This is a genomic window from Kitasatospora sp. NPDC058406 (assembly GCF_042722765.1).
GTDB lineage: Bacteria > Actinomycetota > Actinomycetes > Streptomycetales > Streptomycetaceae > Kitasatospora.
In genome coordinates this window covers 1-19,032 of the sequence record NZ_JBHXKE010000107.1, presented here as the reverse complement: position 1 = coordinate 19,032, position 19,032 = coordinate 1, and the positions used below count along the sequence as shown (strand labels likewise).

At 75.1% G+C, this 19,032-nt stretch carries 16 protein-coding genes; 4 read left to right on the top strand and 12 right to left on the bottom strand.

Translation table 11 applies throughout. The features are described 5' to 3' along the window. Window positions 1–14: 14 nt before the first annotated feature. The 3 genes from ACFWOG_RS21660 to dhbA form a co-directional block, all read right to left on the bottom strand. On the bottom strand, window positions 15–1,607 hold the full coding sequence (locus ACFWOG_RS21660; RefSeq protein WP_380360369.1) for a (2,3-dihydroxybenzoyl)adenylate synthase: 1,593 nt from the start codon (window positions 1,605–1,607) through the stop codon (window positions 15–17). Beyond that, entirely contained in the window at window positions 1,604–2,785 is a 1,182-nt protein-coding gene (locus ACFWOG_RS21655; protein ID WP_380360367.1) for an isochorismate synthase, read from the bottom strand. Before ACFWOG_RS21655 ends, ACFWOG_RS21660 begins: the two co-directional genes overlap by 4 nt. 83 nt (window positions 2,786–2,868) lie before the next feature. Beyond that, window positions 2,869–3,621 (bottom strand): 2,3-dihydro-2,3-dihydroxybenzoate dehydrogenase, encoded by a 753-nt coding sequence (dhbA, locus tag ACFWOG_RS21650; RefSeq protein WP_380360364.1) that lies wholly within the window; start codon window positions 3,619–3,621, stop codon window positions 2,869–2,871. A gap of 458 nt (window positions 3,622–4,079) precedes the next feature. Between dhbA and ACFWOG_RS21645 the strand changes: the two genes are divergently transcribed. Continuing rightward, window positions 4,080–5,720 carry an MFS transporter gene (locus ACFWOG_RS21645; protein ID WP_380360362.1) on the top strand — a complete coding sequence of 547 codons (1,641 nt, stop codon included), beginning with the start codon at window positions 4,080–4,082 and terminating at the stop codon, window positions 5,718–5,720. A gap of 102 nt (window positions 5,721–5,822) precedes the next feature. On the opposite strand, the gene ACFWOG_RS21640 is transcribed toward ACFWOG_RS21645, so the two are convergent. The 6 genes from ACFWOG_RS21640 to ACFWOG_RS21615 form a co-directional block, all read right to left on the bottom strand. Next, window positions 5,823–6,098: an amphi-Trp domain-containing protein gene (locus ACFWOG_RS21640; RefSeq protein ID WP_380360360.1), complete on the bottom strand. Its 276-nt coding sequence runs from the start codon at window positions 6,096–6,098 to the stop codon at window positions 5,823–5,825. Between the two features lie 122 nt (window positions 6,099–6,220). After that, complete coding sequence (locus tag ACFWOG_RS21635) at window positions 6,221–7,600, bottom strand: diacylglycerol/lipid kinase family protein (protein ID WP_380360358.1); 1,380 nt, start codon at window positions 7,598–7,600, stop codon at window positions 6,221–6,223. Window positions 7,601–7,685: 85 nt separating this feature from the next. Further along, complete coding sequence (locus tag ACFWOG_RS21630; protein ID WP_380360356.1) at window positions 7,686–8,117, bottom strand: hypothetical protein; 432 nt, start codon at window positions 8,115–8,117, stop codon at window positions 7,686–7,688. A gap of 31 nt (window positions 8,118–8,148) precedes the next feature. Continuing rightward, on the bottom strand, window positions 8,149–8,475 hold the full coding sequence (locus tag ACFWOG_RS21625) for a carboxymuconolactone decarboxylase family protein (RefSeq protein WP_329882472.1): 327 nt from the start codon (window positions 8,473–8,475) through the stop codon (window positions 8,149–8,151). 89 nt (window positions 8,476–8,564) lie between these two features. Next, on the bottom strand, window positions 8,565–9,854 hold the full coding sequence (locus ACFWOG_RS21620) for an FAD-dependent monooxygenase (RefSeq protein ID WP_380360354.1): 1,290 nt from the start codon (window positions 9,852–9,854) through the stop codon (window positions 8,565–8,567). Then, on the bottom strand, window positions 9,851–12,892 hold the full coding sequence (locus ACFWOG_RS21615; protein WP_380360352.1) for a LodA/GoxA family CTQ-dependent oxidase: 3,042 nt from the start codon (window positions 12,890–12,892) through the stop codon (window positions 9,851–9,853). Before ACFWOG_RS21615 ends, ACFWOG_RS21620 begins: the two co-directional genes overlap by 4 nt. Before the next feature lie 376 nt (window positions 12,893–13,268). Between ACFWOG_RS21615 and ACFWOG_RS21610 the strand changes: the two genes are divergently transcribed. Continuing rightward, window positions 13,269–13,709 (top strand): hypothetical protein, encoded by a 441-nt coding sequence (locus ACFWOG_RS21610; RefSeq protein ID WP_329882469.1) that lies wholly within the window; start codon window positions 13,269–13,271, stop codon window positions 13,707–13,709. 160 nt (window positions 13,710–13,869) lie between these two features. Here ACFWOG_RS21610 and ACFWOG_RS21605 read toward each other — a convergent pair whose 3' ends face one another. From ACFWOG_RS21605 to ACFWOG_RS21595, 3 genes are all read right to left on the bottom strand, one after another. Continuing rightward, the gene (locus tag ACFWOG_RS21605) at window positions 13,870–14,580 is read right to left on the bottom strand and encodes a DUF4232 domain-containing protein (protein ID WP_380360350.1); all 711 of its coding nucleotides are present in this window, start codon (window positions 14,578–14,580) and stop codon (window positions 13,870–13,872) included. 326 nt (window positions 14,581–14,906) lie between these two features. Further along, the gene (locus tag ACFWOG_RS21600) at window positions 14,907–15,188 is read right to left on the bottom strand and encodes a hypothetical protein (RefSeq protein WP_329882467.1); all 282 of its coding nucleotides are present in this window, start codon (window positions 15,186–15,188) and stop codon (window positions 14,907–14,909) included. 109 nt (window positions 15,189–15,297) lie between these two features. After that, window positions 15,298–16,275, bottom strand: coding sequence for a DMT family transporter (locus ACFWOG_RS21595; RefSeq protein WP_380360348.1), 978 nt, complete (start codon window positions 16,273–16,275; stop codon window positions 15,298–15,300). Between the two features lie 68 nt (window positions 16,276–16,343). Here ACFWOG_RS21595 and ACFWOG_RS21590 point away from each other — a divergent pair, with 68 nt between their 5' ends. Both ACFWOG_RS21590 and ACFWOG_RS21585 read left to right on the top strand, forming a co-directional pair. Further along, window positions 16,344–17,204 (top strand): LysR family transcriptional regulator, encoded by an 861-nt coding sequence (locus ACFWOG_RS21590; RefSeq protein ID WP_329882465.1) that lies wholly within the window; start codon window positions 16,344–16,346, stop codon window positions 17,202–17,204. Between the two features lie 135 nt (window positions 17,205–17,339). After that, the gene (locus ACFWOG_RS21585; protein WP_380360346.1) at window positions 17,340–18,911 is read left to right on the top strand and encodes an alpha/beta hydrolase; all 1,572 of its coding nucleotides are present in this window, start codon (window positions 17,340–17,342) and stop codon (window positions 18,909–18,911) included. Window positions 18,912–19,032: the final 121 nt, after the last annotated feature.

Here is a 19,032-nt window from a genome sequence, read left to right as displayed (position 1 = left end):
AGCGCCTTTCTGGGCTAGCGGGAGGTGGTGCGGAGGTCCTTCTTGCTGACCTTGCCGACGCCGGTGCTGGGGAAGGCGTCGACGAACTCGACGCGGTCCGGGACCTTGTAGCCGGCGAGCCCGGCCGCGCGGACGAAGCTCTTGAGGTCGAGCGCGCGGGGCCGCTCGGCCTCGGGCCGCAGGATCACGTACGCGCAGCTGCGCTCGCCCAGGTACTCGTCCGGGACGGCGACGACCGACACGTCGTGGACCGCGGGGTGGGCGAGCAGGACGTTCTCGACCTCCTCGGCGGCGACCTTCTCGCCGCCCCGGTTGATCTGGTCCTTGGCCCGGCCCTCGACGACCAGGTGGCCGGTGGGAGTGCGGCGGACGAGGTCCCCGGTGCGGTAGAAGCCGTCGGCGGTGAAGGACCGTGCGTTGTGCTCGGGCGCCCGCCAGTAGCCGCGGATGGTGTACGGCCCGCGGGTCAGCAGGTGGCCCGTCGTCCCCTCGGGCACGTCGACGTCCTCGTCGTCGACGATCCGGATCTCGTCCTCGGGCGAGATCGGGCGGCCCTGGGTGGTGAGGAGGGTCTCCTCGGTGTCCTCGGGGCGGGTGTAGTTGACCAGGCCCTCGGCCATCCCGAAGACCTGCTGGAGCCGGCAGCCGAGCGCCGGGCCCAGCCGGCGGGCGGCCTGCTCGCTGAGCTTGGCGCCGCCGACCTGGATGAGTTCGAGGCTGGACAGGTCGTGGCCGCTGCCCGGGGCGGCCTGCGCCCAGGCGAGGGCCAGCGGGGGCACCACACCGGTGATCGTGACGCCCTCGCGGGCGATCAGGGCGAGCGCGGTGCCCGGGCTCGGCTCGGGCGCCAGCACGACGCGGCCGCCGGCGTGGAAGGTGCCGAGCGTGCCCGGCGAGCTGAGCGGGAAGTTGTGGGCGGCGGGCAGCGCGCAGAGGTACACCGTGGCGGGTGACAGCTCGCAGATGACGGCCGACTCGCGCACGCTGTACAGGTAGTCGTCGTGGCTGCGGGGGATCAGCTTGGGCAGCCCGGTGCTGCCGCCGGACAGCTGGAGGAAGGCGAGGTCGCCGGCGTGCGGCGGGTCGGCCGGCGCGGTCGGGGCGTCGGCGCGCAGCTCGGCGAGCGGGGTGAACCGCCCGGGATCGCCGACGACGAAGACCTCCCCGAGACCGGGCACCGCCGCGCACACCTCGGCGGCCAGTTCGCGGTGGTCGAAGCCGTCGTGGCGGTCGGCGACGAAGAGGGCCTTGGCCTCGGCGAACTCGCAGAAGTACGAGATCTCGGCCCGGCGGTGCGCCGGGAGGGCCATCACCGGGACCACGCCGGCCCGCATCGCGCCGAAGAACACCTCGAAGAACTCGGCCACGTTGGGGAGCTGGAGGACCACCCGGTCGCCCTTGCGAAGCCCGCGGGCGAGCATCCCGGCGGCGATCCGGTCGGCGCGCGCGTCCAGTTCGGCGTAGCTCCAGTGCCGGTCGCCGTCGGTGACGGCGATCCGGTCCGGGGTCGCGGCGGCGTGCCGGCCGATCACGGTGTCCAGCGTCTCACCGGTCCAGTACCCGGCCGCCCGGTAGCGGTCGGCGGCGTCCTGGGGGTAGAGGCTCATTCGGCGTTCTCCAGTCCGACGGCGTGCAGGAAGGTCCGGAACTTCGCGGCCGTCTCGGCCAGTTCGTGTTCCGGGACGGACGCGGCGACGACCCCGGCACCGGCGAACAGCCGCAGCAGGTCGCCGTCCGCCTCGGCGCAGCGCAGGGTGACGACCCATTCGCCGTCGCCCGAGGCGTCGCCCCAGCCGACCACGCCCGTGTAGAGGCCGCGGTCGAAGGGTTCCAGTGTGCCGATCAGGTCCCGGGCCCGGTCGGTCGGGGTGCCGCACACGGCCGGGGTGGGGTGCAGGGCCAGCGCGAGGTCCAGGGCGCTGGTGGAGGGGTCGCGCAGCGTCCCGGTGACGGTGGTGGACAGGTGCCACATGGCCGCGGTGCGGATCAGGGACGGCCGCTCGGGGACGACGAGGTCGTCGCAGTGGGGTGCGAGCGCGCGCCGGACGGCGTCGACCACGAAGGCGTGCTCGGCGAGGTCCTTGGGGGAGCGGGCGAGCTCCTCGGCGCGGCGCCGGTCCTCCACCGGGTCGGTGCTGCGGGCGGCGGACCCGGCGAGCGGGTTCGACACGACGTGCCGGCCCCGGCGGGAGAGCAGCAGTTCGGGGCTGGCCCCGACCAGGGTGGCGGTCCCGCCGGCCGGTACGGCGAAGGTGTAGCCGTTCGGGTCGCGGTCGAGCAGCCGGCCGACCATGGCGGGGATGTCGGTGCCGCCGGGGGTGGTGAGTTCCAGGGTGCGGGCGAGGACGACCTTGGCGAGGTCGGGGTCCGCGTTCATGAGCCGCACGGCGCGGGCGACCGCGTCCCGGTAGCCCTCGGGCGCGGGGACGGGGCGCCGGGTCCACGCGCTCTCCGCGGTCCGGGCCGGCCCGGGGGCGGCGGTGAGGCCGGCGCGTATCGGGGCGGCGCGGTGCACCTGCTCGGGGATGAACAGTCGGGCGGGCCGTCCGGGTGAGAAGGGGATCGCCCCGACGACCAGCGGGTCGCGGCCCTCGGCCCGGGCCGCCGCCAGCAGCCGGCCGGCCTCGGCGGGGTCGGGCACGGGCCGGTGCACGCCTTCGGCGAGCAGGGTCCGGGTGGGGCCGGCGAGGAAGGCCCGGTCGGCACCCGGCCGGTAGGAGGCCAGAAGCTCACTGCCGTCCACCGGGGTCGCGACAGGGGACCGGGCTTCGGAAGCCGTGGTCATGGTGCTCCGTTCTGCCGGTGCCGGGGGCACCGGGTGGTGGGACTCGAAGGGGGCGGGCGATTCCGGGATCGCCCGGTTCGGGGTCAGGCCCGCAGCGTGGCGCCGCCGTCGACGTAGAGGTCGTGCATCGTGACGTGCCGCGCGCGGTCGCCGGCGAGGAAGAGGACCGCCTCGGCGATGTCCTCGGGCGTCGCGATCCGGCGGAGCGGGATCCCGGCCCGGTAGCTGGCGAGGTCGCCTTCGATGACCCGGCGCTCGCTCTCGTCGTCGGTCCACAGCGCCCGCTGCATCGGGGTGTCGGTCGAGCCGGGCGAGACGAGGTTGCAGCGCACGCCGGAGCCGGCGAGCTCCAGGCCCAGGCAGCGCATGAACATGGTGGTGGCCGCCTTGGAGGCCGCGTACGCCGCCATGTTCATCCGGGGCACGCCTGCGGCGTTGGACCCGACGGTGACGATGCTGCCCCGGCCGCGGTCGGCCATCCGGCGGCCGACGGACCGGCAGGTGTGGAACACCCCGGTGGTGTTGACGGCGAAGGTGTGCTGCCAGTCCTCGTCGCTGGTGCTCAGCGCGGGGCCGGCGTGCAGCACGCCCGCGACGTTGACCAGGATGTCGAGCGGTCCGTGCTCCTGCTCCGCAAGGTCCACCAGCTTCTCGACCGCGTCGGCGTCGGTGACGTCGAGCAGGTGCACCGAGGGGTCGGACGGGGAGCGGTCGCTCGCGACGACCCGGGCCCCGCGGTCGGCGAGCATGCGGGCGACGGCGGCTCCGATGCCCTGGGCGGCGCCGGTGACCAGGGCGGTCCGGCCGGCGAACTCGTCGGTGGATATCGAGGTCATCGGTCACCCCACCGTCGTGGCGGCCGACTTGCCGGTGTCCCGGCCGGTGCGGCGCGGTCTGGGGACACGGCTGGTGGTGGGTGGCATGGACCTTCTCCCTGGGTCGGAGCGCGGCGGCTGTCGGACGGGCTTGCGAAGCGGTGAGGTAAGGTTAGCCTAACCGCATCGGGGGTACGTCGGGGACCGTCCCACACGTCCTGAGGTACTGCTCTCCGGGCTCAGCTCCGCTCCGCTGTTCTTCCGGCTCCCGCCAGGGCCGACGGCGACCCCGTCCGCCCGGCCGGGGGCCCGCCCGCCGCCTGACGGAGCGTGACCTCCGGCGCGACGCCGGGTGCGACCGCGCGACGTCCGGCGCGGTGGGACGGCCGCCGGGCGCGGCCCGTGCGGCGCCGCCGACCGGCTGACATCCGTGGCGGGTCGGGCGGCGGCTGCCCCGGGCCGCTGCGACCATGACCCGCATGGCATCCAGGGCAGCGGGCGCAGGGACGTCCCAGAAGTCGTCGAAGGCCGGGACCGTGCTGCTGACGCTCGCGGCCGGACAGTTCCTGATGGCGCTCGACAGTTCGGTCATGAACGTCTCGATCGCCACGGTCGCCGAGGACGTCGGCACGACGGTGACCGGGATCCAGGGCGCCATCACGGCCTACACGCTGGTGATGGCGATGTTCATGATCCCCGGGGGCAAGGTCGGCGCGCTCATCGGCCGCAAGCGGGCGTTCCTGATCGGCAGCGTCATCTACGGCTGTGGCTCCCTGACGACCGCCTTCGCCCCGAACCTGCCGGTGCTCCTGCTCGGCTGGTCCTTCCTCGAAGGGGTCGGGGCGGCGCTCATCCTGCCCGCGATCGTGGCGCTGGTCGCCGGCAACTTCGGCGTCGAACGCCGCCCCGCCGCCTACGGGCTCGTCGCGGCGGCCGGGGCCGCGGCAATCGCCGTCGGGCCGCTCATCGGCGGCCTCGCCACGACGTACTTCTCCTGGCGCTGGGTCTTCGCCGGGGAGGTCGTCATCGTGGTCGGCATCCTCGTGCTCGCCCGCCGCATCGCGGACGCGCCCACCGCCGGGCGTGAGCGGATCGACCTGGTCGGCGCCGCGCTCTCCGCCCTCGGCCTGGGCGTCTTCGTCTACGGCGTGCTCCGGTCGAGCACGTGGGGCTGGTTCCTGCCGAAGCCCGACGCGCCCGCGTGGCTCGGGATCTCCCTCGTCGTCTGGCTGATGCTCGCCGGCCTGCTCCTGATCCGGCTCTTCCTGTCCTGGGAGGCCCGGCTGGTGGAGCGGGGCGCGGAGCCGCTGGTGGATCCGGCCCTGCTGCGCAACCGGCAGCTCACCGGCGGTCTGACGATGTTCTTCTTCCAGTACCTCGTCCAGATGGGCGTGTTCTTCGTCGTCCCGCTCTACCTGTCGGTCGCCCTCGGCCTGTCCGCGCTGAAGACCGGCGCCCGCATCCTGCCGCTGTCGCTGACCCTGCTGGCCGCCGCGATCCTGATCCCGCGGCTGCTCCCGGACGTCTCGCCGCGACGGGTGGTGCGGCTCGGGGTCCTCGCGCTCTTCGCGGGAGCGGTGGCGCTGCTGGCCGCGCTCGATGCCGACGCGGGTGCGGAGATCGTGACCGTGCCGCTCCTGCTGATCGGGCTCGGCATGGGGGCGCTGGCGTCCCAGCTCGGGTCGGTCACCGTGTCCGCCGTGCCGGACGAGCAGAGCGCGGAGGTCGGCGGCGTCCAGAACGCCGTCACCAACCTGGGGGCCTCGATCGGCACGGCCCTGGCCGGGTCGATCCTGATCGGCGCGCTCACGTCGTCGTTCGTCGCCCACATCGAGCAGAATCCGGCCTTCCCGGCCGACGTCCGGAGCCAGGCGGTGGTGAATCTGGAGAGCGGCGTGCCCTTCCTGTCGGACGCCCAGCTCACGACCGTCCTCGCCGACACGGGCGCCACCTCCGAGGCCACCCAGGCGGCGTTGGACGCGAACGAGGCGGCGCGGCTGGACGGCCTCCGCGCCGCGCTGGCCGTCCTGGCGTTCGCCGCGCTTCTCGCGCTGTACTTCACCCGGCGGATCCCGGTGACCCAGCCGGGCGCGCCGAAGGCGTCCCACGGCGCGGCCTGATCTCCCGGAGGCCGGAGGCCCCGGCTGCCCGGGGTCCCGGCGGCCTGACCTCCCGGCCTGACGACCCGGCGGTTCGGGCGGGACGCCGGGAGGGGCCGCGCGTCAGCCGGCGTCGCTCCCGGCGGCCGGCTGCGAGGGCGCCGGCCGGTTCTGCGCGGTCGGCCACTTGAGCTCGATCTCGATTTCGATCTCGCCGTCACCGACCTCCACCTCGACCTCGCTCCGCAGCTCGTCGGGGATGCGCAGGGTGAGCGTCCCGGGGCCGAGTTCGAGCTCGGCGTTGCCGCCGTGCTTCAGCGCGGCCGCGAGTGCGGTGAGCAGATCGGCGGCTTCGAGACGGGTCAGCGAACGCTTCTGCTCGAACTTGAGGTCCTTCACGGATCTCTCCCGTCCGGCGGTGCGGTGCCGAGGGAGCGCCGCCGGTCGCGGCGTCCGGAGGGGCACCTCCTCCCTCCAGCCTGCGCGCCCCCGGCGGCCGGTGCCACCTCGGGCCGGCCGCGTCAGCCGCCCCGGACCTCGGGTCCCGGTCCCGGTCCCGGTCCCGGTCCTGGCTCCGGCTCGGGCGGCCGGGGCCGGGCGAAGGCGAGGGCGAGGATCTCGCGCCAGTTCGGCGCGGGCCGGGCGGGCGGCGGGCCGGGGCGGTGCCGCGGTACCAGGACCCGCAGCGCGCCCGGGCGGATGCCGCAGACGACGGGGGCGGGCAGGAGCAGCGCCTCCCCGTCGACGGCGACCGGGAGGAGGTCCGCGTCCGACTCGACGACGACCCGGTGGCAGGTCAGCACCCGCAGTCCCGTCGCCCTGCCGCTGCGGAGCGCGACCTCGGCCGCCTGGGCCGCGTTGGTCACCCGGATCCCGACGACACCGAGCACACCGAGGTCCAGTCGTGGCCGCCGGCCGCCGGTGACCGGTTCGGTGCCCGCGTAGGGGTTGTTGCTGACCAGGAGCGCCTGCTGGGCGTCCAGCCGACCGCTCTCGGTCCGGGCGTCGACGCGGTGTCCGGAGAAGCCGAGCAGCAGGTCGGGCAGCGCGTCCAGGGCCGCGCCCGCCTTGGCACCGCGGTACTCGGGGCGCTGCACGATCTCCGCGTACACGCCGAACGAGGCCGTGTTGACGAAGGCGCGGCCGCCCACCGTCCCCAGGTCGACGCGCAGTTCCTCCCCGTCGGTCAGCGCGTCGAGGCAGCGGGCCGGGTCGGTGCGGTCCAGGCCGAGGTCCATCGCGAAGTGGTTCCGCGTCCCGGCCGAGACGACCAGGAAGGGCAGGCCGTGTTCGGCGGCGACCTCGGCCACCCTGGCCTGGGTGCCGTCGCCGCCCGCCACACCGAGCAGGTCCGCCCCCTCCGCGACCGCCCGGCGGGCGAGCGCGGCGACGTCGACCGGCACCGACGTGTCCAGGAGGACCACCCGGGCGCCCAGCGCCTCGGCCTTCTCGACCAGCCCGAACCGGCCGACCTTGCCGCCGCCCGACTTCGGGTTCATGATCAGGAACGGGTGGCGGGGGAGCGGTCCGGCGACCGCGCGCATACCGTCGGGCCGGCGCACCAGACGCACGGCGGACCGTGCGCTCGCCGCGGCGGCGGCCCACAGCACGATCGCGGCCAGCGCCTCCGGCCACAGGCCCGCCCGGGCGTAGAGCACGACGAGGGCAGCGGGCGCGCCCACCATCAGCAGGAGACCGCACACCCGGACGGCCCCGTGGTGGGACACCGCCCACCAGATGCCGGCGGCGGTGAGCGCCGAACCGACCACCGCGGTGACCAGGAGCAGCAGGCCGCCGGGGCCGCCCCCGGCGACCAGCACCACCAGCGCGCCGAGGGCACAGACCACGGCCAGCCGGGCCGACAGCCGGGCGCGCCGGGGCACGGCCGAAGGGGGTGCCATCGTCCTCACCTCCTCCGGCCTGCTCCGGCCTTCCGGCCCCGGCCGCCCGGACGGCCGCTCCGGGGTCATCCTGCGGTCGCCCTGTTCAGACGACCGGCCCGCCGTGGTCGCGGTGGACCGCGCAGAGGCCCCAGATGACGAAGGCACTGATGGCGATCACGGTGATGGACCAGACCGGGTAGTACGGGATGGAGAGGAAGTTGGCGATGATGAGCAGCGCTGCCAGGGCCACACCGAGGATCCGGGCCCAGAGCGAGGCCCGGAACAGGCCGAGGCCGATGCAGATGGCGATCACGCCGAGGATCAGGTGGATCCAGCCCCAACTGGTCAGGTCGAACTTGAAGACGTAGTTGGGGGTCTGCACGAAGACGTCGTCCTCGGCGATCGCCATGATCCCTCGGAAGATGCTCAGCGCGCCCGCGAGCAGGAGCATCACGGCCGCGAAGGCGGTCAGGCCGCCCGCGAAGCCGGAGGAGCCGCTGTGGCCGGCGTGCACGGTGCCGGTGGGTGCGGACATGGATGCCTCGATTCGTACCGTCGGATTGGGGTCAGCCCTGGGAACCGGCGTCGATCTCGGCCACGGCGATGGCGAAGCCGAGGGCCTCGGTGATGTGGCCGGCGGCCGACATCACGCGGGCGGTGCCCACCACGGGGGCGATGGCCACCAGGACGTCCTGGACCTGGTCGGCGGTCACGTCGGACTCCATGGCGGGACCGAGGTGGGCGAGGTAGGACATCGGCGGCGCGTCCATGGCCACGAGCGCGGCGATGCGGGTGAGGAGGAGCATGTCGGTGGGCAGCCCGCAGCGCTCGATCGAGTCGAGAGTCATCGCGGCGAGGGTGTCCAGGACAGGAGTTTCGGACGATGTGGTCATGCCGGGTCATCTCCTGAGGGATCGGGTGCCGACGCTGTCGACCCGCAGGAAAGCGGGTTCCGGCGCGTCGCACCCCCGTGCTTCCGACCCTAGGAGCTTTCCGGTGCGGGTGCACCTTCGCACGGTCCCGCGTGCGGGGGGTGGCCGGCCGGGTGCGCGCCGTGGCGGCGCCGCCAGAACGGCTGGTCGGCCCAGCGCTGTTCCTGGCGGTAGGACAGCGCGTGGTTCCCGGTGTAGGCGGCGGCGATGCCGTCCAGGAAGTCGGTGTACCCGGCGAGTGCGGCGGCGGTCCGGCCCGGGTCGGTCAGGCAGTCGGCGACGGCCCGGCCGGCGCGGGCCCCGGTGTGCAGCGCGGTGAGGATGCCCTGGGAGGAGAGCGGGTCGAAGGCGAGAGCGGCGTCCCCCGCGGCGACCCAGCCCGGGCCGGCGCCGGGCTCCAGCCGCAGCCCGTGGGCGGGCGTCCAGCGGGGGACGGGGGCCGCGGCGGGGTCGTACCCGGCGACCCGGCGGCGGACGTGGTCGGTCCGGGTGACGCCGTGCCAGAAGCCCTCGGGGGTCCGGAGTGCCGGGTCCGCGAGGTCGGGGTCGGTCAGGTGGGCGACCAGGCGGCCGGCCGGGACGAGGGTGGTGTACCACCAGCCGTGCGGCACCGCCTCGACGAGCGTGCGCGCCTCGCGGTCCCCCGTCCGGCGTGCGCCGCCCTCCTCCCCGCCTTCGCCGTTCTGCCCGCTCCCTGCGCTCCCTGCGCTCTCGGGGTGGCGGACGCCGAACACGGTGTAGACGGCGACGAGGCGGTCCTGCCGGTGGCGCAGGCCGTGCCGGCGGCCGATGACACAGCGGCGGCCCGTGGCGTCGACCGTCCACCGGCTGCGCAGCTCCCGCACGGCGCCGTCGTCCCGGTCGCGGACGACCAGACGGCCGCCGTCGCGCCGCCCCAGGACGCCGGCCCGCCGGACCTCGGCGCCGGCCGCGACCGCCGCGTCCCGGAGGAACGCGTCGAAACGGAGCCGGTCCAGGTGCCAGCCGTGGCCGTACGGATCGAACAGGTGACTGCGGCCGTGCAGGGCCGCCGAACCCCAGGCGGCGAAGGTCCCCGTGGAGCGGGGGTGCCCGGCGGCCAGGAAGGCGTCCAGCAAGCCGAGATCGCGCAGCAGCGGGCGGGCGGCGGGCGGCAGGAACTCGCCGATCCGGAACCCGGCTCCGCCGCTGCGGCGGTCGCCGCCGGGGCCCGGCGTGCGGGTCCCGGCGGGGCCGCCGTCGTCGAGGAGCACGACGCGGTGACCGGCGCCCGCCAGGACCAGCGCCGCGACGGCGCCCGCCGGGCCCCCGCCGGCCACGGCGGCGTCGACGCCGCCGGGCGCGCGCCGGACAGCGGTCATCGGCGGTGCCGGAGGCGTACGACCTTGTCGATGTAGCCCGCCGACACCTCCTCGTCGGGCTGCTCGGCCAGGGTGACGGCGCTGGCCAGCGCGGACTCGCCGAGGTCGGGGTCGGCGCCGAGCGGCACGTGCAGGGTGACCAGGTTGCGGGTGGCCGGCGGGGCGGGCTCGCGGGGGAAGGAGACCTCCGACTCGACCAGCATCTCGGCCGGGAACCGGGGGTCGTCCTCGACGCCGGGGCGGCGCTCGACGACACCGAGCCTGCCGAAGTCCTTCACCATCGCGTTGATGGTGTCGAGGTAGCCGGAGGGCAGCCAGCGGAGCCAGGTCCGCCGCTTCTCGAAGGCCGCCAGCCGCTCCGCGACCGGACGGGAGGTGTCGACCACGACGTCGTAGTCCTCCTCGGCGAGGACGTGGTTGGGCACCCGGGCGGGCCAGAAGGTGGGGAGGTACGGGTCGTACTTGGGGCCGAAGCCGGGTGCGCCGTAGCCGTACCCGGAGAGGCAGCTGGCGGTGTCGGTCTGCCACGGCACGGCCATCCACCGGGTCAGGTCGCCCGGGCCCTGGGCGTAGAGCGGACCGTCGACGGAGAGCGCGATCTCCGGGGTGAGCTTCGGCCCGTAGGACGCCGGTCGCGGGGCCCCCGGGTCGCGGTGGCGCACCCGGAACGGCCGGCTGTACAGCGTGGTGTGCCGCATCGGCCAGGTGAGTTCGCACCCGGGGTGGAACGCGTCGGCGAGGCAGAAGGACAGGGCGGCCCGGTCGAGGGCCTCGGGCCGCCGGGCGAGCGGGAGTTCGTCGAGGGACCGGGGCGGGGGTGCCTGCGGGTCGTGGTCAGCGGTGAAGTCGCCGTCGGCCCAGCGGTCCAGCAGCCGGTACTGCAGGGGGGAGAGCGTCACGTGCTGGCGCTCGGAGTCCGGGGGCAGGTTCATCGCGTCGCCGTAGATCGACGGCCACGGTACGGGCGACATGCCGTCCCGGTCGTACGCGCGCATGGTGGCCCAGACCTGCCGGCGCAGTTCGCGGTGGGCGGGCGAGGGGTCGGCCAGCTCCGCGAGCCGGCCGGGGGCGAGGAAGTTCGCGAACCCGCCGTGCCCGAACTGGACGGCCAGACCGTGGTTGACCCACTGGAGGCCGCAGAGGCGGCGCAGCACGGGCAGCACGTCGCGGGTGAACGACACCTGCTGCGGGGCGGGAAGCAGGCCGGCGGTGACGAAGGCGTCGCGCACCAGGTCGTGCATGGTCCGTACCGAGGTGAGTTCGGGCGCGTAGTTGGGCGGTGTGGTGACCACCCAGGCGGGCTCGACCGGCACCGTCCGCCCGTCGATGCGGACCTCGGCGGTGACCGGGCCGTCGGAGACGTCGTCGTGCCAGCCGTCGTTGTTGGCGAAGGTGTCGGCGGGGGTGTCGGTGGCCGAGGCGGAGACGCCGCGCCCGCCGAGGAAGAGCAGCCGGCCGCTGTCGTCGGTGCGCAGCTCGCCGAGGTAGACCGGCCGGTCGAGGAAGGTGCCGGTGTCGAAGCGGTACTCGGCCAGGCCGGAGCGGTTCCGGCCGCGCACCGAGCGCGGGCCGGGGTCGATGACCAGGCGGCCGCGCTGCGCGGCCGGGACCTTGGCGTTGCGCAGCAGGCTGTCGTCGGTCCGCTCCGCCTCGGGGATGTCGAGGGCCAGCTGGAACTGGTACCAGGCGGCCTTCGAGTTGGCGACGTGGACGGTCCACCGCAGGTCCGCGTTGTCGGCGGTGAGTTCGGCGACCGGCTCGCCGGCGGCGTTGTAGCCGTAGACGCGGAAGCGGACGGCCTGGCGCTTGAGGGCGCCGGTGGCGTCCTTGTAGCTGCCGGTGGGCAGCGCGGGCGCGTCCTCGGTCTCCGGGGCGAGGACGTACTCGTCCGTGCTGTCGCCGACCCGTGCCACGCCGATCGCGGGGTGCACGGCGGCCCGGACGATCCGGGTGTCGCGTCCGGGCGGCGGGGTGAGCTGGGGGCGGGCGGGGCCGGGTTCGGTCGCGGGGATGCCGTTCACGTCGCGGCGCCGCGCGGCCGAGGCCAGGTAGACCGTCCTTCGGGCGTCGGAGATGCTGCCCACCGGGCGGTGCTCGGCGAGGCTGTGCCACGGGTTGAAGGCGAGGTTCTCCCCGTAGGCGGCCTGGCCGCGGGCGCGGACGTCCTGTTTGTGGAGGGTCAGCCGGGCCACCCGTACCGGCCGGCCGTCGGACTCCTCCCAGCGGACGGTGGCCCGGTCCAGGGGCATCCGGGGCGGATCGTCGCGGAACTGGAGCATCAGGTCGAAGGCCGCCGGGCCGGCCGCGAGCCGGTTCCGCAGGTCGGCGCCCAGGTACCCGGGGTCCTCGTCGGCGGGCACCGCGCCCGGGTCGCCGGGCTCGCATCCGGCCGGCACCAGGCGGTACTTGACGAAGCGTTCGAGGCCGAAGGAGTAGGGCAGCACGCTCCAGTACGTGGCCGTCAGGACGCTCTCCTCGACCTTGGCCATCGCGTCGAGGATCTCCCGGGTGACGGGGTGCTCCCGCAGGTACGGTTCGTAGTCGCCGTCGACGACGCCGGCCCGGGTGAACTCGCACATGTCGCGCGCGGTGTCGACGAAGAAGACGTCGTGGTTCTGCAGCAGCAGGTCCTGGGTGTCGGCCCCGGACTCGCCCTCCAGCAGTTTCGGGCCGGGGACCTCGTACAGCTTGATGCCGACGCCGAGGGTCGTGCGCAGGTCGGGCCGGCCGGGCACGGTGTCGCCGGAGAACCGGACCCAGGCGGTCAGTCCGTCGGTCCGCTCGTGGGCGGCCTGGAGGAAGCCGACGCGCAGCTCGGGCGGGAGGTCGGGGTCGACGGTCAGCACGCCGCGGGCCACCCCGTGCGGCTTGAGGAACACCGGACGCTGCGCGGGGTCCTGGCCGCGGGCGATCCGTGCGCCCTGGGTCCGGTCCACGAACATGTCCCGCAGCGCGGCCGTGGGGTCGTCCGCGCAGCCGGGCGGTTCCGGCTCCCCGGGGCCGGGGGTCGCGCCGGGGGAACCGGGTGTTCCGATCATGCTGTGCTCCCGTCAGTGCGGCGGCCTGCCGGTGGTCCGGCGGGCCGGCCGTCCACGTCCTGGATCCAGCGTGCACGAACATGTCCGGAGCGGGCACCGGGGTACCGCCAAACCGGCTAGGCCCGGCGGGGGTCCGGCCGGGGGCTTCTCCTGTGCGCCCCGGGTCGCGGTCCGGGGGACATGACAGGCCGTTCCGGCCATCCGGTGGTCGTCCTCCGGTCATTCGGCGGCCGGGGCGGGTGGATGGCGTGCTTCCTTTTCCGAATCGGGCGCTCCGTTCGTGGATGGCTGCCATGCTTCCTCCCAGAACGATGTGACATGTCACATGGGTGCCCTCGACGACCGTCGAGGGCACCGTTACGAGGGAGGGAATCCGATGAAGCGTCTTTCCGCCGTCCTTGCCGGCGTGGCAGCCCTGGCCGCACTGACCGGCACCCAGTCCGCGTCCGCCGTCACCGCACCCACCGGTCCGGTCGGTGCCGTCGTCACCTGCGGGAGCCCGGGTGCGCCCGGCTTCCTCCAGACCCGGGCGTGTATCGAGGTGACCGGTAACCAGGTCCGCTTCTACGGCAACGCCTACCCGACCAACCCGAGCTGGGTGGCGCAGAACGTCGGCTTCCGGCTGTCCGGCAACGCCGTCAGCCTGCCCCCGCAGCCGCCGATCACGCCGAACGTCCTGGTGCCGGTCGGAGGCCGCTCTGTCGGCGACATCGTGATCACGGTGCCCTGCGGCACCGCGGTGAACGCCGAGTTCAGCGTCGACCAGTTCGGCTGGCCGCCGTCGGTGGCGACGGCCGCGACCGTCGTCACCTGCTGACCCGCCCGCCCGGCCGCTGCGGTTGACCGCTCGGCCGGCCTGTGACCCCCGTCGCCCCGGGCCGCGGTGAAGCCCGGTGGCCGCAGTGGTCCGCGCCCCGGGCGGGGCCGCTTCCGGCCCGATCGGCCCTTCCGTTCCGTCCGGTGCGCGGGTGCTCGGGCTAGAACTCGTCGGCGCCGTTGCGCAGCTCCGGGGTCCAGTAGCCGGTGGCCCAGACTGCCGGGTCGACGGCGATGCCGGCCGGACCGGGGGCCTTGACGACGGCCTCCCCGCCCCCGCCGCCGAGGGTGACGGTGAAGGACGTCACGGCCTCGTCGGCCTCGTGGACCCCGCCGCCGGACAGCTTGACGACCGCGTAGGCGGGGGTGCCGGCGTCGACGACGACGGGCACGGCGGGCTTGCTCCCGGCGACGGCGGGGACGCTCTCGCGGTGGCTCTCCAGGAACCGGATCTGGGGGAAGTCGACGAGCCGGCAGCCGCGGCCGGAGAAGTTCCTCGCCGTCAGGACGAGGTGGGTGTACGGCGGTCCGCCCCGGAGGGCGGCGGTGATGCTGACGTCCTTCGTGGTGCAGGCCGGGACGGAGGTGCCCGCCGGTGCGGCCGAAGTCGGGGAGCCGGTGCCGGGCGTCGCACCCGCAGGGGAGCCTCCGGCCCCGGTCTTTCCCGTACCGGCGTTCGGGGCCGGGGCCGTGGCCGACGCGCTTCCGCCGGTGCCGCTTCCGCCGCCGGCTCCGGCCGCCGACTGCGCGGGGGAGGGTGCCGCCGCGGCGGGCGCGGTGCCGGAGTCGTTCCTGCCGCAGGCGGTCAGGGTCAGGACGAGCGCGGCGGTGCCTGCGGCGGCCAGGGCGGTGGTGCGGTGGAGGGTGCGCATGGTGGATCCCCGCTGTCGGTGGTGTGGTGACGCACGGTCCGGTGGGACCGGGAACGACCATGCACCGTGATCCGCCCCCGCCGCCAGCGCCGGCCGCCGATCCGGGGCGCCGCGACGTCCCGACTCCCCTGACGTGACGAAACGCTGCCGCCCGGAACGGCGGGTCGGGGCGCTGCTGGGCGGCGGCACGGCAGCGGCGGCGGTCGCGACGACGGTCCGGGGCCGCCGGGGACACGACGAGGGCCCCCGACACGGTCGGGGGCCTCGTGGGGCGGTGCGGCGTCACGTGCTCGGCGGGGGCGGGTGTCCGGCCCCCGCCGGGGAGATCAGCAGCGGACGTTGCGCTCGCAGTCGACGAGCCGCTGGATGTAGGCGTCCAGCGCCTGGGCGCGGGCCTCGGTGACGTTGGCCTCGCGGTAGTGGCCCTGGTGGCGGAGCCTGTCGGCCTGGGCGTGGAGGTTGCGGGCCTGGGCCCGGAGCTCCTCGATGTTCACCGAGACCGACGAGCCCCGGGTGGCGGCCGAGGCGGACTCGGCGGGCGCCACGGAGAGGAGCAGGCCTCCCGCGAGTACGGCGGTGACGGCGAGCGCGGACATGCGGCGACGCATGGTTCCCCCTGATTTTCCTGATGTTTTCCGACATGACGGTCATCCGTCGAACTGATGACCGGTCAGTAGTGTAGAAGATCTTGTCCGATGCTCGGACACCACCCACCGCTCAGCCGGACGACCGGCCCGCCGAACCCGTCCGCACCGCCCCCGCACCGGCCACCACCACCAGGGCGACCGCCAGACACTGCCCGGCCGACAGGGCCTGCCCGAGGACCAGGAACCCGGCCAGTGCCGCGATCGCCGGGGACAGGCTCATCAGCACCGCGAAGGTCGCCGCGGGCAGGCGGCGCAGGGCCAGCAGTTCCAGCGTGTACGGCAACCCCGAGGACAGCAGTGCCACGGCGAGCCCCGGTCCCAGGACCCGCGGATCGAGCAGCGCTCCGCCCGCGGAGGCGACCCCGAGCGGCAGGCTGACCAGCGCGGCCACGGCCATCGCCAGGGCCAGCCCGTCCAGCCGGGGGAACCGGGCCCCGGTCCGGGCGTTGCACACGATGTACAGCGCGCACAGCGCGCCGGCGCCGAGCGCGAACCCGGCGCCCGCCGGGTCGAGCCCGTCGAAGCCGTCCCGCCCGAGGAGGAAGACGCCGACGAGCGCCAGTCCCGCCCACAGCAGGCTGACCGGTCGGCGCGCGGTGACGACGGACAGCAGGAGGGGGCCGAGGACCTCCAGGGTCACCGCCGGGCCCAGCGGGATCCGGTCGATCGCCTGGTAGAACAGGATGTTCATGCCGCCGAGCGCGACCCCGAAGGCGCCGACCAGCGCCCAGTCCCCACGGCTGTGGCCGCGCAGCCGGGGCCGGCAGACGGCCAGCAGCAGGACGGCGGCGATCGTCACCCGCAGGGTCACCACGCCGAGAGCCCCGACGCGCGGGAAGAGCAGGGCGGCGACGGCGGAACCGAAGTGCACCGACAGGCCGGCCGCCACCACCAGTCCGATGCCGCCGAGGCTGCCGAGACCGGCGCCGGCCGGCGCCGGGGCCGCGCCGGGCGCTCCCGCGGCTCCCGCGGCTGCCGGTGCCGCCGCCCCCGCGGCTGCCCGTGCCGCCGCTCCTGCCGTGACCGGGTGGGACCTCGTGTTCGTCATGTCTCCACGCTAGGAAGCCGTCCGCCCCGCGGGAAATGCCGATCGGACCGCGGTTATGCTTGCCGCGCATGACCATGGAGCTGCGCCACCTGCGAGCCTTCCTCGCCATCGCCGAGGAGGGCACGATCACGCGCGCCGCGGCCCGCCTGCACATCGGCCAGCCCGCGCTCTCGCGGACGCTGCGCCGGCTGGAGGACCACCTCGGCGTACGCCTGATCGACCGCTCCACCCACCACCTGGAGCTCACCCCGGCGGGCCGGGCGTTCCGCGACCGGGCCGCCGCCGCGGTGGCGGCCGTGGAGGCGGCCCTCGATCCCCGCGCCCTGACGGTCCTTCCGCTGCGCCTCGGTCACCCCTGGGCCGCGCTCGGCGACCACACCATCCCGTTGCTGCGCCGCTGGGACGAGGAGCACCCCGACGTGCCGTTGGAGCTGCGGCGCATCGACGACCGGACGGCCGGGCTCACCCGGGGCAGGGTCGACGTCGCCCTGCTGCGCGGCGAGGTGGCGACGCCGGGCCTGGTGACGGAGCTGCTGCTGGAGGAGGAACGGGTCGCGGTGGTCCCGGCGGACAGCGACCTCGCCGAGCGCGACGCCCTCACGCTGGCGGACCTCGCGGCGTGGCCTCTCGTGCTGAACACGGTGGCGGGCACGACCACCCTGGACCTCTGGCCCGCCGCCGTACGCCCGACGGTGACGATCGAGGTCACCAACACGGACGAGTGGCTCACGGCCGTCGCGGTGGGCCGGGCCGTGGGCGTCTCGACGTCGGCCACACCCCGACTGCACCGGCACCCCGCCCTCGCCTACCGGCCGCTGACCGACGCACCGCCGGTGCCCCTGCTGCTGGCCTGGCGGCGCGGAGTCCCGGCGCACCCGGCGATCCCGGACCTCGTCCGGCTGACCCGCGAGCTGCTGGCCGACCGCTGAGGGCGGGACGCCGGAAGGTGCCGCCCAGGGCCCATCTCTGCTCCGCACACGCATGATTGACACATCGTGAGACGCTCGGTCCTGCACCCCGCCAGGGGGATGACGTGGCGACTTTACCTCCCTATGGTCTAGTCCATGTTGAACGCATCACTGAGATCCGTGTGCGGGGCGGTGGCCCTGGCGCTTGCCGCCGCCCTCGCCGCCGCAGGACCGGCCGAGGCCGCGCCCAACCCGCCCGCCCAGCGGCTGAGCTGGGCGGACTGCCCGCCCGACCCCTCGTCCGCGCCGGTGGACCCCCGCCTGCGCTGCGCCACGCTCCGCGTCCCCCTGGACTACCGGGCGCCCTCCGGGAAGACCATCGAGATCGTGGTGTCCCGGCTGAACACCGCCAAGCCGGGACTGCGCCGGGGCGTCCTGGTCCACAACGGCGGCGGCCCGGGAGTGGCCAGCCTGCACATCCCGAGCAGCCGCGTGAACGACTACCCCCAGGACGTGCTGGACCGCTACGACCTGGTCAGCTTCGACCCGCGCGGCGTCGGCTACAGCACCCCCGTCACCTGCGGGCGCACGGCCGCGCAGAACCCCAACGAGCTCGTCTTCCCGTTCCCCGGCCCCGACGGCTCCATCGCCCCCAACGTGCGGTTCGCCCGCGAGGTCGCCCGGGACTGCCTGGCCAACGGCGGCGAGCTGATCCGGCACCTGAACACGGCCAACACGGCGCGCGACCTCGACCGGATCCGCGCCGCCCTGGGCGAGCCGCGGATCTCCTACCTGAGCGCGTCCTACGGCACCTACCTGGGCGCCGTGTACGCGGAGCTGTTCCCCGGGCGCACCGACCGGGTCGTGCTCGACGCCAACGTCAGCCCCAACGTCACCTGGCAGGAACGTTTCGCCCTCCTGGACCAGGCCAGTGAGGCCCGCTTCGGCGACTTCGCCGCCTGGGCGGCCGCGCGCGACGCCGACCTCCACCTCGGCGCGACGCCCGCCGCCGTGCGCCGGAACTACCTCGCCCTCGCCGAGAAGCTCGACCGCACCCCGGTGACGCACCCGGTGGCCGGGCCGGTCAACGGCGGCCTGTGGCGCGCGATCTACCGCTTCGACGCCTACCACGCCGCGTTCTTCCAGGAGATCGCCGACTGGTGGATCTACCTCGCCGCCGACGGCAACGGCCCGGCCCCGTACTGGTGGCTGAACCGCACGACGCCCGGGATCCCCGCGGACAACGACGTGGCCGCGCTCTTCGCCGTGGTCTGCAACGACAGCCCGGCGCCGCGCAGCACCGCCCGCTACCAGCGGAACGTGACCGCGAGCCGGGCCGCGTACCCGATCCTGGACGGCCTGGGCGCCAACATCTGGCCCTGCGCGTTCTGGACCGAGCCGCTCGAACCGCAGGTCCGGATCACCGACCGGGGGCCCGCCAACGTCCTCCTCCTGCAGACCGCCCGCGACGCGGTGACCCCGTACGAGGGAGCCCTCGCCATGCGGTCCACGCTGGGCCGGCGCGCCAGGATGGTCACGGTCGACGGCGGCAACCACGGCGCCTACGACCCCGGCACCCCGTCCTGCGCGGTCACCGCGGCCAACCGCTTCCTGGCCGACGGCGTCCTGCCCGCGCGCGACCGGTTCTGTGCCGTGGACCCGGTGGCCGCTCCCGCCGGAGCGGCCGCGCCGAGGTTCGCGCGCCCCGGAGTGCAGGCCCTCGCCTGACGCCCCGGCCCCGAGCTCCGGCCTGACGCCGCCGCCGGACCGTCCGCCCCCCGTGCGGCCGGCTCCCCGGCGTCCGGCCGGGGTGGCCGCGCCGGGCGGGACCCCGAACGGGGCCCCGCCC